Annotated in this window: 7 protein-coding genes and 2 riboswitches; of the genes, 3 read left to right on the top strand and 4 right to left on the bottom strand. The window is 68.5% G+C overall.

All coding sequences use genetic code 11. From position 1 onward, the window contains the following. Window positions 1-58: 58 nt before the first annotated feature. Window positions 59-304: a helix-turn-helix domain-containing protein gene (locus DDF62_RS03090; RefSeq protein WP_116487754.1), complete on the bottom strand. Its 246-nt coding sequence runs from the start codon at window positions 302-304 to the stop codon at window positions 59-61. 93 nt (window positions 305-397) lie between these two features. On the opposite strand from DDF62_RS03090, the gene DDF62_RS03085 reads away from it, so the two are divergent. The 3 genes from DDF62_RS03085 (at window position 398) to DDF62_RS26450 (ending at window position 9,039) form a co-directional block, all read left to right on the top strand. After that, the gene (locus tag DDF62_RS03085; RefSeq protein ID WP_133244875.1) at window positions 398-967 is read left to right on the top strand and encodes a hypothetical protein; all 570 of its coding nucleotides are present in this window, start codon (window positions 398-400) and stop codon (window positions 965-967) included. A gap of 369 nt (window positions 968-1,336) precedes the next feature. After that, window positions 1,337-2,998: a recombinase family protein gene (locus DDF62_RS03080; RefSeq protein WP_116487752.1), complete on the top strand. Its 1,662-nt coding sequence runs from the start codon at window positions 1,337-1,339 to the stop codon at window positions 2,996-2,998. A 611-nt stretch (window positions 2,999-3,609) separates the two neighbouring features. Further along, complete coding sequence (locus tag DDF62_RS26450) at window positions 3,610-9,039, top strand: autotransporter domain-containing protein (RefSeq protein ID WP_116487751.1); 5,430 nt, start codon at window positions 3,610-3,612, stop codon at window positions 9,037-9,039. A gap of 73 nt (window positions 9,040-9,112) precedes the next feature. Here the strand turns inward: DDF62_RS26450 and DDF62_RS03070 are convergent, their stop codons facing one another. From DDF62_RS03070 to DDF62_RS03060, 3 genes are all read right to left on the bottom strand, one after another. Further along, window positions 9,113-11,062 (bottom strand): S9 family peptidase, encoded by a 1,950-nt coding sequence (locus DDF62_RS03070; RefSeq protein WP_208866816.1) that lies wholly within the window; start codon window positions 11,060-11,062, stop codon window positions 9,113-9,115. A gap of 162 nt (window positions 11,063-11,224) precedes the next feature. After that, window positions 11,225-13,933 (bottom strand): TonB-dependent receptor domain-containing protein, encoded by a 2,709-nt coding sequence (locus DDF62_RS03065; RefSeq protein ID WP_116487750.1) that lies wholly within the window; start codon window positions 13,931-13,933, stop codon window positions 11,225-11,227. Window positions 13,934-14,070: 137 nt separating this feature from the next. Next, window positions 14,071-14,163: riboswitch (glycine riboswitch) on the bottom strand. A gap of 3 nt (window positions 14,164-14,166) precedes the next feature. Next, a riboswitch (glycine riboswitch) is annotated at window positions 14,167-14,255 on the bottom strand. A gap of 266 nt (window positions 14,256-14,521) precedes the next feature. Beyond that, window positions 14,522-15,598, bottom strand: a complete 1,077-nt coding sequence (locus DDF62_RS03060) for an ABC transporter substrate-binding protein (protein ID WP_116487749.1) — start codon at window positions 15,596-15,598, stop codon at window positions 14,522-14,524. Window positions 15,599-15,633 lie beyond the last annotated feature (35 nt).

The raw sequence follows: 15,633 nt of genomic DNA, 5'->3' as shown, positions 1-15,633 counted from the left end.
CAAAGTATGCGGCAAGCAGTTTAGTCTGAGCGGGCCGTTCCACCCTGCGGCTAAACCGCTAGGCCTTAAGGCGAACGCCAGCGCCACCTTCCGGCGAGGGTTCCCCGGTCTTTAGGAAAACAACACCAGCATCCTCAAATGCCCGCCGAACTGCTTCAACGTTGGCGGCGGTGCTGCGGCTCGGTCCAAGAGCCCCTTCCATACGGCTGATGGTCGGTAGCGACAGTTTTGCGGCTTCGGCCAGCATCGGCTGGCTCCAATCGAGGAGTGCGCGAGCGGCCCTGATCTGCTCCTTGGTGAGCATTTTGATGATTTCCTACTCGCTTGATTATTTTCTATTGATTTGAAGCGACCAACATGATAGAAAAATCATAATCTGAGTTTTGGGATTCTGACCATGGGCTCGCGTCGAAAGACGGGCGGCGACCGTGCGCGCCTGCCTGACCTCACCAGACGAACCGTAATGGGCGCGGCGGCCGCTGCACCTGTAGCGGTCAGCACCGGCGCTAGCGCCTCGCTCCCCGCCGATAGCGCCCTGATGCGCTTCGGGACGTTCGTCGCGCTCGACCTTCGGATTTGCCGGCTCGTGAACCGCTGGGCCGATCTAGAGAGCGACGTCTTTCAGAACCACAACTGGCTCAATCTCACCGAGGAGCAACAGCTTGCGCTGCCGCAGGGCCAGGAAATGGCCCGCATAGACGCCATGCTCCCTGACCTCTTCCGCCAAAGGCACGAGCTCACCGAGGCTTTGCCCAAGGTCGCCGCTGCTACCCCGACCGAGATCGCCGCCAAGGTGACCGCTGCGGCCCGGCTGGTCGATCCCGAGGACAACGAACCGGCTAACCTGCTCCTGACCGGCGCTGTGCGTGATCTCGCCGCCATGCGCTGCCCGGATTGCAGCCGCCCCCTCGTGTTGGAGGCCTGGATTGAATGGTCGGTGCGGGCAGGTAGGGACGGAAGTGCGTGAACAGCGGCCTAACCGTGGTTGAGGCCCGCCCGCCCTAGATCGAGGCTTGGCGTTCCGCTTCACACGGAACGCTTGGCTATGCCCCGTGAACCTCGCCCTACGCCGGACCACCGTCACCCACCTAACCGAGACGCTGCTTCCTACGCTGTAGGTACAGTTTCGCCGCAGCTGGGCGCAGTTCGGCCCGGGGCCTCCTTGCGAAGCGGCCGAACCCCACGACAGAACCGAAGCAAACCCATCAGCGTCACCGACAACTGGCCCCAGGCCGTGCCGGTGACGGACCACGAAGCCCGGATCATCGAGGCCTTCTTCGCCGACGTGCTCGACGAACTTTTCGGTGATCTCCCCAGATAGAGCAGGAGTTTCCCGATGCGCGACGTGATGGTCCCCGAACAGGCCTCCACAGCGTCGCGAGCGGCCCTTTACCTGCGTGTCTCGACCGGCCGTCAGGCTGAGAGCGATCTTTCCATCCCCGACCAGCGCCGCCAGCTTGAGACATATTGCGCCGGCAAGGGCTGGGTCGTGGGCGAAGTGTTCATCGAGCCTGGCAACACCGCCACCGACGACCGCAGGCCATCCTTCCAAGCGATGATCGAAGCGGCCCTGGCCAAGCCTGCGGCCTTCGACTTCATCATCGTCCACTCGTTCTCGCGCTTCTTTCGCGACCAGTTTCAGTTCGAGTTCTACCTCCGCAAGCTGGCCAAGAACGGCGTGCGCTTGGTCTCCATCACCCAGGAGCTGGGCGATGATCCGATGAGCACCATGATGCGAAAGATCATGGCGCTCTTCGACGAGTACCAGTCGCGTGAGAACGCCAAGCACACCCTGCGGGCGATGAAGGAGAACGCCCGTCAGGGGTTTTGGAACGGCTCACGCCCGCCGCTGGGCTATCGCGTCGTCGTGGCCGAGGAGCGCGGAGCCAAGCTCAAGAAGAAGCTGGAGATTGACCCCATCCAGGCCGAGAAGATCCGCCTGATCTTCAAGCTCGCCCTCTTCGGCGTCGATGGCTGCGGCCCGATGGGCTTCAAGGCGATCTGCAACCACCTCAACGACAACAACGTCCGCACACGCGATGGCGGGCGGTTCGGGATCGACGCGATCCACAAGATCCTCAATCGCCCCACCTACAAGGGCGAGCACCACTTCAACGCCAGGGACCACAAGACCAAAACCTGGCTCCCCGTCGAGGAGCACGCCATCTGCGCCGTGCCCGCCATTGTCTCGGCCGAGGAATTCCAGGCTGTTCAGGACTCCCTGCGCCTGCGCCACCATTCATTCATGAGCCCGCGCTTTGTAGCCGCCGGCACGCTCTTGGGCGGTATCTGCTTTTGCGGGCTCTGCGGCGGGGCCATGACCCTGCGGACCGGCAAGAACGGGGCCTATCGCTACTACACCTGCTCGACCAAGGCCCGGATGGGCAAGGATGCCTGCGCGGGCATCACCGTACCCATGGACAAGCTCGACGACGCCGTCGTCGATCATCTGGAGCGGCGCTTGCTACACAGCGAGCGCCTGGAGGTGTTGCTGGGGAATGTCCTGGACCGTCGGGCCGAGTGGATCGACCGTCGCCACGCCCACGTCACCGAGCTTCGTCAGCGGGCGGCCGCAGCGGCCGCCAAGCTCGCTCGCCTATACGAGGCGATTGAGGACGGGGTGGCCGACACCGCCGACCAGGACTTCAAGGGGCGCATGAAGGAGCTTGCCGCCATACGCGACGAGGCCCGCGCGGACGCTGACAGGGCCGAAGCAGCCATCGAGCGCCTGGGGCCAAGCCTGACGCCTCAAAAGCTCGAAACCTTCGCCCAGGCGGCCAAGCAGCGCCTTCGCGCCGAAGATGGCTCATATCGCCGCGAACACGTCCGCGCCGTGGCTCAGCGCGTCGAGGTGCTTTCGACGAAAGAGATCCAAATAATGGGAAATCGAACCGATTTGCTGCGAACGCTGGTCGCCTCATCGGGCGAAACCACGGCGATTATCGAAGTTCGCAGTTTCAAACCGAAGTGGCGCGCCGGGTACGATTCGAACTGCTAGCGTTCCCCCAAACGATCTGTCGGTCTCGGCTACCGTAGTGAACGCATGTTTTGCCGATCTTTCACGGCCAATTTTCAGCGTTTAGCTTGCTGATTCTTATCGGCTTTCTGCGCAGCAAATCGCCCTTTCGACCGCTGGTTGCCGATCTGTTTGCCGATCCCGTCGCCTACCCCGCCTCCCTCCACCACCTGGCTAGACAAAACTGCGGCGAACGACGGCAAAGAGGCCCTTGAGCGACAGGATAAACGGGCCTCCAGCGGTTAGTCAGCGGGCCGAAATTCTCCTTATTTTTCAATGAGGAGCGATTTTCGGTAAGACAGAATAACCTTTTGAAATCATTCAGCTTGAACCCTTCCTCCCGGGCCGCCATGGCGCCCGATACGGCGAGCGATCGCCGTCGTGTCGATGTGCAGGCTTCCGCGTTTGGGGACCTTCGTGCGCAGTGTCGCCGACGGCGCGGCCTGCGGGGGCGGCGGATCGCCAGGCAGGTGAAGCTGGACGTTGAGATACGGCAAAGCTACACGACCCCAGGGTGATTTTCCGGGGGCTTTGTAGTGTTTGTGAAACGGACGGCTTATCGGTCTGCGCGCGTAAATCTTCTGGGCGGCAGCATGTTGGTTCTGGCTGCGGCTGCGGCCGCGGGCGGCCCGGCCTTTGCCGACTGCCTTCCCGGCGCGGGCGGCGCGGTCGTCACCTGCACCGGCGTGACCGCCAACGGCCTGGTCGTCACCGGCGGACGGGTCGACATCGCCGCCGGCGCGACCCTCGACGCCGGGACCGCCCCGGCCGCCCTCACCGCCAGCACCCCCGCTTTCGGCGAAGGCCGCGCGACCCTGAACGTCAACGGCGCCGTCGACGGCGGCGCGGCCACGGGCGTGCTGCTGACGACCGGCGCGACGGGTTCCTCGTCCTGGCCGCCCTCCAACCTGGTCGACATCACCGTCGGCGAGACCGGCGTCATTCGCGGGCGGACGGGCCTGGAGCTGAACGCCAGCCTGAGCGGTTCGGGCCCCGTACGGGCCAACATCACCAACAGCGGCTCGATCACCTCGAGCACCGGCGCGGCGATCGTCGGCGCGGACACCAGCCGCACCGGCATCCTGGTCCTGGAGAACCGGGCCGGCGGGTTCATCGGCGGCGTCGACGCCGCCGTGCAGAGCCTGATCAACGCCGGCACGATCGACGGGGGGACCGGCAGCGCCTATCGCTTCTCGCCCTCCTCGGGCGTCTGGGCCGCGCTTCCGGCCAGATTCGACAACAGCGGCGTGTTCCGCTCGTCGGGCGCGGCCGCGACCATCGACCTGGGCGTCACCGTCTACGGCGGCCTGGTCAACAGCGGACAGATCATCAACACCGGCGCCGGCGCGGCGATCAACGGGAAGATCGGGCAGATTGAGAACAAGGAGTCCGGCCGCATCGAGAGCGCCGGTCCCGTGGCGATCAACGCGACGGACGGACTGACCCTGATCAATCGCGGCCTGATCGTCGGCTCGGTCGTCAGCAGCTCTCCCTCGCCCTTTGGCGTCTATCTCGACCTCGCCGGCGGCTTGGTCCAGGGCGACGTCCGGCTGGGCGCGGGCAATGACAGCGTGATCGCCTCCGTCGATTCCGCCACGCTGAGCCTCAGCAGCGTGAGCGGCGTGCTGGACGGCGGCGGCGGGACCAACACCCTTCAGTTGGCCGTCTCCAGCGACATCGACCTGGACGGCCTGCTGTCCAACGCCGGCCTCGCGCAGAACTTCCAGAGCCACGGCCTCGTGCTGAGCAAGGGCGCTGTGGCCACGATCAGCGGCTCGTCGAGCGAGTTTCTCACGGTCGCAGGCATCGGCGGCCTGGTCATCGACGGCGACGTCACGACGGCGGGCCAGGCTTTCTACGGAACCGCGCTGTACGAGAGCCAGCTGGATTTCACCAACAACGGCGCCATCACCACCACCTTCACCGGCCCCGACGCCCGGGGCCAGACCTACGCCATCGTGCTGGGCACGCTGGCCAGCTTCACCAACACCGGCTCCATCGTCTCGACCGGCGGCGACGGCGTCTCCGCCATCATGGGCAACCCGTTCGGCAGCCTTGGCGGCGTCCGCTTCCACAACAGCGGCTCGATCATCGCGACGAACACGGCGCTGGAAGTCACCCGGGGCGCCTTCGACAACAGCGGCCTGATCCGCTCGACCGACGGCGTCGGCCTGACCTCCGGCGGCTCTGGCCTGCCGCGCGTCATCGCCTCGACCAACAGCGGCACGATCGAGGGAAAGACCGCGGGCCTGGCGCTGTCGGACATCCTGTTCGTCAACGAAGGCGAGATCGCCAGCAGCCACGGCGTGGGCGTCGATCCCGGGAGCTTCTCGATCATCGACAACCGCGCCGGCGGGGTGATCAGCGGCGCGACCGCCTCGATCGGCTACCGCGCCAGCGGCGACAACACCGTCATCCGCAACGCCGGAACCCTGAACGGCGACGTCGTGCTGGTCTCCAACGGCTATTGGGGCGACGCGGCGACGAGCATCTTCATCGACGACGGCGGCGTCGTGAACGGGTCGATCCGCCTGGGCGGCGGACGCGACACCTACATCACCGACCTGTCGCGACTGGTCGACGGACGGTTCACGAACGTCACCGGCTCGGTGGTGGCCGACGACGGGGACGACACCCTGGTGCTGCGCGTCCGCGCCGACGCGGCCGCTATCCTGGCGCCGGTCGCCGGCTTCGAAACCCTGGGCTACGAGCTCGACAACGACGCGACCCTCACCCTGACGGCGGCCGCCCCGCTGAACACCACGCTGGCGCTGGGCGGCGAGGGACGGGTCGATCTGACCGCCGACCTCGGCAACGGGACCACCAACCAGCCGCTGATCTACATCAGCTACAGCCGGGCGGACGCCTATGTCGATCCGCTTGGCGGCTCGCTTCCCCCTCCCCGGGTGAGCGTCGTCAGCCGCGGCGCCCTGACCGTCGACCAGACGCTGAGCTACTACAACGTCGAAGGCGTTCAGCTGGCCGGCGAGTCGACGTTCGAGAACGCCGGCGTCATGACCGTCAACGGGCTGTCTAACGCCTCCACCGCGCCTGTCGGAGTTTCCGGCGGCGTCGCGCGCCAGGGCGAGGCGATCAACTCCGGAACCATCGCGCTCAACTACGCCACGGGCGTTTCGGACCTGGAGCGCTTCGTCAATACCGGCGAGCTGATCCAGCTGGCGGGCGGCGGCCGCTCGGTGGGCGTCAGCCAGACCGCGGTCATCGAGAACAGCGGAACCATCAGGACGGCCGGCCCGGCCGTCCAGGCCTCGGGCCTCGCCGGCATGAGCGTCGTCAACGGCGGCCTGATCGCCAGCACCGGCGCGACGGCGATCCAGGCCGACTCCGGCACGGTCTTCAGCCTGGTCAATACGGGCGAGATCACGGGCCAGGAAGCGGCCATCCGCACCAGCCAGGGCGGCGACCGGATCCGCAACGAGGGCATGATCACCGGCGCGATCGATCTGGGCGCCGGCGACGACGTGATCGAGAACTACGGCGCGATCGTCGGCGCCGTGCAACTGGGCGCCGGCAACGACACCTTCGTGCAGTGGGTCGGCGGGCTGATGAACGGCGCGGTCGACGGCGGCGCGGGTCTCGACACCCTGACCATCGACTCCACCGGCGGCGGCTCGATCGACGGCGCTCAGTTCGTCAACTTCGAACGCTTCACCCAGATCGGCGGCGGGGTCCTGAACTATTCGGGCGCCTTCCAGACCGCGACCATCGGCCTGGACGGCGTCTTCGCCAGCGTCGGCGCGGGCGCGGCGCTGTCCACCACCGGGACCTTCACCTTCACCGGCGGCGCCGACGCCGAGCACCTGACCAACGCGGGCGCGATCGCCGGCGGCGTGTCGCTCGGCGGCGGCGCGGACACGGTCGTCAACCTGGGCTCGATCGCCGGCGACGTCCTGCTGGGCGACGGCGACGACAGCTTCACCGAAGGCGCGGGCTCGACCGTGGGCGGAACCGTCGACGGCGGCGCGGGAACCGACACCTACATCGTCGCCCTGAGCGGAGACCGCGCCGGACTGAACGCCCGCGCCGGCTTCGAGCGCCTGGCCGCGACCGGGACCGGAACCCTGAACCTGACGCTCGACCAGTCGTGGGAGACCATCGACCTGGCGGCGAGCGGCCTGAACCTGAGACTGGCCGGTTTCACGGTCGGCGCGCTCAACGGCGGCGACGGCGCCCAGACGGTGGTCGTCGACGGCCAGGTCGCCTCCATCGGCCTGGGCGGCGGCGCCGACAGCCTGACCATCAACGGCGCGTTCGGCGGCGCCGTCGATCTCGGCTCGGGCGACGACGTGCTGCGCCTGACGGGCGCGGCCTTCACCGGCACGGCCAATGGCGGCCTGGGCGCCGATCGCCTGGAATTCACGGTCGCCGGCACGGACGCCGCGCCCACCGCCCTGAACCTCGCCCCGTTCAGCGGCTTCGAGACGCTGCGCCTGATCTCGGGTACGAGCTCGGTGTCGGGCAGCCATGCCTTCGACCGCATCGAGGTCTCGGGCGGACGGCTGATCGGCGCGGCCGGTTCGACCCTGACGGCCCCGACCATCACCGTGGCCCAGGGCGCGACCTTCGGCTCGGCCGGAACCGTGGTCGGCGACATCGCCGTCTCCGGCGTTCTCAGCCCCGGCGCCTCGCCCGGGACCATGACGGTGACCGGCAACGTCGCCCTCGCCGCCGGCTCGACCACCCTGTTCGAGATCGATCCGACCGCCGTCGACAAGCTGGTCATCTCCGGACGCCTGAGCATCGCCCAGGGCGCGACCCTGAAGCTCGCCGGCTCGGCCGTGCTGGCGCCGGGCAGGACCCTCGACCTGATCGTCGCCGCCGGCGGCGTCTCCGGATCGTTCTCCACCGTCCAGGGCGGCCAGGCCGACGGCTTCTACCTGCGCAGCACCGCCACCCGCGTGCAGGCGCTGGGGCTGTTCACCACCAGCCCGTCCTTCTCGGCCCAGGCCTCGCAGGTCATCACGACCTTCAACGACGCCCTCGTCGCCGATCGCCTCGGCGCCCCGTTGGCCGCCGCCCTTCCGGCCCTGACCGACCAGGCGACCTACCGCAGCGACCCTGTCGCCCTGCTGCGCGTCACGCCCCAGGCCTATGCCTCGGCCGTGCGCCTGGCCACGGACGACGGCCTGTCGATCGCCGAGGCCGCTCGCGGCCAGGCCCGGTTCGCGCCCGATGCGCCCGGCCTGTTCGGCTTCGGCCAGGCCATCGCCGGTCGGCGCAAGCTGGACGGCGACGCGGCCGCCGGCGTCGCGGACGGCAAGATCGACAGCAGCGGCGGCCTGGCCGGCGTCGGCTATGGCGTGAAGTCGGCCTGGATCGGCGCCTTCGTCGGCTATCTCGACGGCCGCCAGCGGATCGCCGGTCTCGACGCCCGCACCCAGTCCGACGGCTTCGTCGTCGGCGCCCAGGGCGGACTGCGGCTCGGCGACTTCCAGATCGGCGCGACCGCCGCCCGCAACAAGGCCGACCTGGAGACCCGTCGCACCGCCGGCGCCGCCGGGACCACCGCGCGCGGCGGCTATCAGCTGGAAAGCTGGATCGCCGACGTCGAACTCTCCTACCAGGCCCGACTGAACGACGGCTGGACGCTGCGGCCGCGGCTGGGCGCCAGCTATGTCGCGGTCACCCGCGATGCGCTCGTCGAGCAAGGCGGGGGCGCGTTCGGCCTGGCGGTGGCCGGCGACACCAGCACCGACTGGTTCGTCGACGGCCGGCTGGAGCTGATCGGCGGCCAGGCCGCCGGAGAACGACTGCACCCCTACGCCGCGGTCGGCTTCCGCTCGCGGGTCGGCGGCGACGAGGCCCGGGCCTCGGGAACGCTGGTCGGGCTGGCCACGCCGTCGTCCGTCACCGGCCTCGACCAGGACGGAACCCTGGCCACGCTCGGCCTCGGCGCGGCCTACGACCTGTCGCGCGGCCTGACCGTGTTCGGCGGCTACGACGGCGCCTTCGGCGACAACGGCCGCCAGGCGGCGTCGCTGGGCCTGCGCTGGGCGTTCTGACCGACGCTCGCCCCAACGAAACAGGGCGCGGAACCGTGGTTCCGCGCCCTGCTCTTCCCTGACCTGTCCGACGCTATTCGCCCAACAGCGTCTTTCGCCAGAACATGATGCTGCTCCAGAAGTAGTAGTCGGCGTTTTCCTTCTTGCGGAAGACGTGACCGTCGTTCTTGGCCAGCAGGTGCCAGGCCTCTCCGCCCTTGGCGCGGACGGCGGCGATCATCTGGTCGGCTTCGGAGGCCGGCACGCGCGGGTCCGTGCCGCCCGTGGCCACCAGCAGCGGGATGGTGATCTTGTCGACGCTGGTCAGCGGCGAGATCTTCATCAGCTGGGCGCGCTGCTTGGGGTCGCGCTCGTCGCCGTATTCCACGCGGCGCAGGTCGCGCCGGTAGGACTGGGTGTTCTCCAGGAACGTGACGAAGTTGGAGATCGCGACGTAGCAGTTGGCGCCCTTCAGGCGCGGGCTGTAGTGCGTGGCCGAGGCGTAGCACATGTAGCCGCCGTACGAGACGCCGTTGACCGCGAAACGGTCGGCGTCCAGGGCCGGCTCCTTGGACAGAGCGTCGAGGAAGGCGCCGATGTCCTTGACCGAGTCCTCGCGCTTGAACGGGCCGTTGTCGAGATTGACGAAGCGCTTGCCGTAGCCCGACGAGCCGCGGACGTTGGGGAAGAACAGCGCCACGCCCAGTTCGTTGACCAGGTAGTTGTTGCCGCCGAGGAAGTCGGGACGGGTCTGGCCTTCGGGACCGCCGTGGATGTCGACGATCAGCGGGCGCTTGCCCGGGAACCTGGCCGGATCGGGCTGGTAGAGGAAGCCCGAGACCGTCTCGCCGTCGAAGCTCTTGATCTCCACCAGGCGCGGCTCGACGTTCCTGGCGGGGTCCAGGCCGCCGGTCTCGCTGTGGGTCCACTGGGTGACCTTCAGCGTCTTGGCGTCGATCGCGAAGGCGTCGCCGGCGACCTTGGCCGAAGACATCGACAGGCCGATGTCGCCCCACGGCGAAATCTCGATGGCCGGGCCGATGCTGTAGGGGATGACGCCGCCCGGCAGGCCGTCGACGGTGCGCACCGCGCCGCTGGCCAGGTCGAGCACCCGCACGCGCGACACGCCCGCCTCGTTGATGGCGTAGACCGCGAAGCTTCCGTCGGGCGACAGGGCGAAGTCGGAGACGTCCCAGCGCGCTTCCTTGCTGACCGGAACGAAGGCCTTGCTCTTGGCGTCGAGGCGGCCCAGGCGCAGGAAGTCGCTGTCCTTGTCCGAGGTCAGCCACACCGCGCCGTCGTGGGCGTAGTGGGGATCGACGAACGAGGCCTTGGCCTTGGGGTCGGTCAGTGGAACCATCGCGCCGCTGGCCAAGTCGAGTTCGTAGACCATGGCCTCGTTGATCGACATGCGATTGAGCACCAGGGCCTTTTTGCCGTCGGCCGAGAAGTCGGCGATGTTCCAGCCGCCGCCGGTGACCTTGGCGACCAGGCGGTCGGTCTTGGGATCGCGCGGGTCGACCACATAGAGGTCCATGTCCGCGCCGTTGCGGCGCGAGGAGGCGTAGCCGACCTGCTTGCCGTCGGGCGACCAGGCGCCGAACCAGTTGCGGCTCTTGCCGTCGGTCACCAGGCGCGGGCGGCCGTCGACCAGCAGGTAGAGCTGGTAGAACTCGTCGCCGCCGACGTCCTTCTGCACCACCAGCGCGTCGCCGGCCGGCGACAGGGCGGCGGCCAGGATCGGCTCGGCCTCGAAGCTCAGCTGGCGGCGATCGGCGCCCGGACCCGCCACCGTATGCACCTGGTCGGTGCCGCCGAAGCGGGTCTTGATCAGCATCGAGCGGTCGGCCGGGTTCCAGCCCAGGAAGTTGGCGTGGCGGGCCTGCAGATAGGGCGTGGTCGCCGAGACCAGTTCCTGCGGGACCGGCGGCAGGCCGTCGGCGACGATGGCGGCCGGAACGGCGGCCACGGGAGCGCTTTGGGCCATGGCGAGGCCGCCGCTCGACGCCATCAGGGCGAGCGCCAGGGTAAGGCGTGAGATCATGGGGAAATCACCAATCGAGGGGGTGAGGCGCCGCCGGCCCGGAGGGTGCGGCCGGCGGCGCGGGTATCGGCCGGGTCCGAAGCCTTGGGGGAAGGCTCCGGACCTCGCTGGGGTCTGGCGCGGCCGGCGGGGGCGACGGCGCGCGCCAGGTCCTTAGCGTCCCTAGAAGCGCATCCGCGCGCCCAGGGTCACGTAGCGACCGATGACGTCGTAGTAGGGCGAGTAGAGCGAGCCGATCGGCGGCTCCTTGTCGAACAGGTTCGTGGCGTTGGCGTAGAGCTCGACGTTGTAGCCATTGAACTCAGGCAGCTTGGCGCGCACGCCCAGGTCGACATAGGTGTAGGCCTTGATGTGGCCGTTCACGAGATCGACGGTGTTGTTGTAGTTGCCGGGCGAGATGTAGCGGGCCCGCAGGTTGGCCCCGAACACCGGACCCGAATAGTCCAGGCTGCTGACGACCCGGAACTCCGGCACGCCCAGGCCGAACGAGTAGCCCTGCGAGCGGACGTAGTCGATCTCGCTGACGCCGTCGTCGGTGGTCAGGTTGTTGACCCAGGTGCCGACCGTGCGCAGGCGCAGGCGGCCGTCCAGGCTGGAATGCACGCGCGAGGCGTCCATCGAGTAGGACATCTCCACGTCGACGCCGTCGGTCTTGTAGTTCGACAGGTTGACGTAGGTGGAGACGATCCGGGTGATGGCGTTGGTGGCGCTGTCGCGGGTGATCCGCGAGCACATGTCCTGGTTGCCGGCGGCGCAGCGGGTGACGATGTCCTGGGCGCCGATCGTGGTGATCACGTCGTCGATGTCGATGTTGTAGTAGTCGACCGAGACGTTGAAGCCGGGGATCTGCGGCGGCGAGTAGACGAAGCCGGCCGTGAAGGTCTTGGCCGTTTCCGGCTGCAGGGCCTGGTTGCCGCCGCCGTTGGTCAGCACGTAGACGCTGGAGCTGGTCACAGGGTCGACGATGGTGTTGTAGCCCGTCGTGCTGGTGGTGAAGAGTTCGGTCAGGTTGGCCGAGCGGATGTCGCGCGACTGGGTGATGCGGCCCCGGAAGCCCGGGAAGAACTCGTTGGTCGCGCCCAGCTTCCACGACCAGATCGAGCCGGTGGTGTCGTAGTCGCTGATGCGGGCGGCGGCGTTGACCTCGAGCTTGTTGAGCACCGGCACGTCGCGGACGACAGGCACCAGCACTTCGGCGAAGGCTTCCTTGACCGTGAAGCTGCCCGACATGGCCGAGAAGCTGAACGAGGTGAAGGCCTTGGCCGTGTCGAGCGCGCCGACCGAGCGGTCGACCGACTCCTTGCGGGCCTCGCCGCCGACGGCGATCGAGACGGGACCGGCCGGCAGTTCGAAGGGCTCGCCGCGCAGGCTGAAGCCGCCGACGTCGATCTTGCTGGTCTCACGCATGCTGGGCGTGCCGGTGACATAGGCAATGGCTTCGGCCGACGGCGCGCCTTCGCCGAACAGGTTGATCGGCACGCAGTTGCTGGTCGGGTTGGTCAGGGCGACGCGGCAGACGGCCTGGCCGGTGGTCGGGTTGATCACCGAGTCCACGGCGTTGGCGTAGTTCTGGGTCAGCAGGAACCCGGGGGTGTCGATGTTGTTCTCGTTCTCCCCATGGCTGTAGTAGGCGCTCCAGCGCCAGCCGTCGCCGAACGCGCCGTCCAGCGCGATCGTGCCTTGCGTCGCCACGCGTTCGAAGTCGATGGTCGAGTACGACAGGTCGCTGTTGAAGCGGCCCATGGTGAACTGGGTCTCGCCGGCGTTGGCCAGGGCGGTGCGCACGGCGGTCGGCAGGAAGGCGTTGTCGGCCTTGATCGTCAGGTTGCCGCGGTTGTGGTCGCCGAACCAGACGTAGTCGTTCCACATCCGCGAATGGCGCAGCTCGGCCGTCAGCTTGACGCTGTCGGTCAGGTCGTAGGTGACGCTGGCCATGGTCGCATAGCGGCGCTGGGGCGTGACCAGCGGCGAGAGGTCGTCGTTCGAGGGGCCTTCGCCGCCGATCGAGTTGGCGCCGCTGACCGTGCCGTAGTCGAAGTCGCGCAGGCTGCCGTCGGGATTGAAGGCCTTGCCCTTCAGCACGCCCGACATGATCAGGCCGCCATAGGCCGCGTTCGAGAAGCCGACGTCAGGCGCCAGCTTGTAGCGGCCGTCGCCGTTGGGAACGGTGGCCCAGCGGCCGATGTTGGGACGGCTGTTCTTGGGAACCACGCCTTCGTTGTTCAGGAACTCGCCGCCGATCACGAAGTGGCCGCGGCCGTCGGCGAAGCCCGTGCCCCAGGCGCCTTCGACGCGCACCTGCTCGGCGTCGTCAAAGGACGAGATGCCGCCCTCGACGCCCAGCTTTCCGCCGGTGAAGTTGCGGTCGATCATGATGTTGGCCACGCCCGCCACGGCGCCCGAGCCCCAGGCGGCCGAAGCGCCGCCGGTGACGACGTCGACGCCTTTCACCAGCACGCTGGGCACCACGTTCAGGTCGTTCTCGCCCGAGAAGCGGCGGCCGTCGATCAGCACCAGGGTGCGGCTGATGCCCAGGCCGCGCAGGTCGAGCGGCGCGTTGCCGGCGCCGGTGTTGGTGCCGGTGGTCTGGGCCGAGGTGGTGGCGCGAAACTGCGGCAGGTCGTTCAGGGCCGCGGCGATGTTCGGACGGGCGCCAACGGCCAGGTCGGCGTCGGTGACCCGCACGGTCGGGGTCGGGGCCTGGAAGCCGGCGCGGTCGATGCGCGAGGCGGTGACGACGATCTCGCCGACGCTGTCGTCGGCCTTGTCGCCCGAGGTCTGGGCCAGGGCGGCGCCGTGCAGGGCGAGCGCCGCGGGCAGGATGCTGGCGCCGATCAGCAGGGCGCGGCGGGAGTGACGTGAAAATGCCAAGTGAGATCCCCTCTCAAACATGCAGTCGACAGTCGCCCCCGCCCCGAGCCGTCCATGAACTGGACGATCCAGCAGCCGCGATCCGCCAGCGGCGCACGACGCGCCGCCCGCCTGATCGCAAGGCGTTCCTCTGCCCCCGCTGTCCTGTTGGCCTGAGAGATTCGGAACGCGATCGCGCCCTTGCTCCTTCGGCGAGACGCCCCTCCTGGAGGCGCGCCTGCTTTCCAGCGTCCTTGTGCTCCGCGGTCCTTTTGCCTGAGCGTTTCCGGGGCGGTTGCGCCTTCGGCGTCGGGTAGAACCTGATCTCTTCCGCAAGAGCAGGATCAGTTAGGCCGGGCGTTCCGGCCTCGGCAAAACCGCCGGAAGCGGCACGTTTTCGCCGCGCCTCGACCGATGCGCGGGCACGTTCTTCCTGAAGTTCAACCCAGGGGATCGCGGCGTCGCCCGTCGGTTTCAGCCGATCGGGTGCGCGTGACAGGTCGGTGACAGCTTCGCGGCGCGAACGTCCGGCGCAAAAATGGGCTGGCGCTCGGCCCGGTAGGCCAATTTGCACAAATAAAGATCAGAAATTGATCAATCCGCGGGCGCCTAGTCGCGATCGCCCCGGGCGCGACGCCAGCGGGCCAGCATCTCCTCGCGCCGTCCCTGGTCGAAATTGGCCAGCAGGGCCGGCCCGACCCGGATCGGCCGCCCGCCCGGCGGCGGGGCCGCGCCCAGTCCCTCGCGGATCGGCGTCAGCCGCGCCTGCGCCAGGCGCCGCTGGCCCTCCTCCGACATCAGGTAGTCGAGGAACAGGCGCGCGGCCTTGGGATGCGGTGCGGCGCGGGTGATGAACGCCACCCGCGCGATCGACAGATAGTAGTCGCTGGGCGTGACATAGCCGATGTCCGGCCCCTGCCCTCGCGCCCACCAGTCGGCGTAGGAGCGGTTCATGTCGTAGGCCAGCAGATGCTGGCCAGCCGTGACGCTGGCCAGGATCGGCGCGCCCGGCACGTAGAGCCCGGGATCCGAGGCGGCCAGGGCGTCGTACAGCGCCCAGGCGTCCGGATAGACCACCGTGTCGCTGGACATGTAGAGGAACCCGACCCCGCTCTTTTCCGGGTCGTACATGGCGATCCTGCCGCGCCAGCGGGCCGGGTCGTCGCGCAGGGCCGCCAGCAGCGCCGCGTGGCTGCGCGGCACGTCCTCCTCTTTCAGGAGACGCTTGTTGTAGGCGAAGACGATCGGCTCGGCGGTGACGCCGAAGCCCTGGTCGCGCCACACCGCCCAGGCCGGCAGGTGGCGGGCCTCGGGGCTGCGATAGGTCTGGGCGTAGCCGTCGTTGATCAGCTTGACCTGGATGTCCATCGACGAGCTCCAGGCCACGTCGGCGACGGGCGCGCCGCTGTGGGTCTCGGCCATCACCCGCGCCTGCAGCGGGCGGGCGGCGACCTCGACCATGGTCAGCTTGATCTTGGGAAAACGCTTGCGGAAGCCCTCGGCCACCGGGCCATAGACGCCGGTGTTCACATAGACGACGACCTCGCCCTCGCGCTGCGCGCCCATCACGTCCCAGCCGCTGGTCGCCTGGCCCTCGACACGCGGCGCGCAGGCCCCCGCCAGCGCGGCCAGGCCCGCCGCGCCGATCAGGCCCAGCGCCCGGCGTCTCTTGACCTCGACTGTCAATCGGCGTCGGATGGCCGGCGCTCCCCTCGTTTCGC

This window comes from Caulobacter radicis, from assembly GCF_003094615.1.
Classification (GTDB): domain Bacteria; phylum Pseudomonadota; class Alphaproteobacteria; order Caulobacterales; family Caulobacteraceae; genus Caulobacter; species Caulobacter radicis.
This window is presented reverse-complemented; position numbering and strand designations above follow the sequence as displayed.

What these genes read in the sequence shown, in the direction of transcription:
- DDF62_RS03090 (WP_116487754.1), bottom strand. Translation starts at nt 304, where the DNA reads ATGCTCACCAAGGAGCAGATCAGGGCCGCTCGCGCACTCCTCGATTGG.
- DDF62_RS03085 (WP_133244875.1), top strand. Translation starts at nt 398, where the DNA reads ATGGGCTCGCGTCGAAAGACGGGCGGCGACCGTGCGCGCCTGCCTGAC.
- DDF62_RS03080 (WP_116487752.1), top strand. Translation starts at nt 1,337, where the DNA reads ATGCGCGACGTGATGGTCCCCGAACAGGCCTCCACAGCGTCGCGAGCG.
- DDF62_RS26450 (WP_116487751.1), top strand. Translation starts at nt 3,610, where the DNA reads ATGTTGGTTCTGGCTGCGGCTGCGGCCGCGGGCGGCCCGGCCTTTGCC.
- DDF62_RS03070 (WP_208866816.1), bottom strand. Translation starts at nt 11,062, where the DNA reads ATGATCTCACGCCTTACCCTGGCGCTCGCCCTGATGGCGTCGAGCGGC.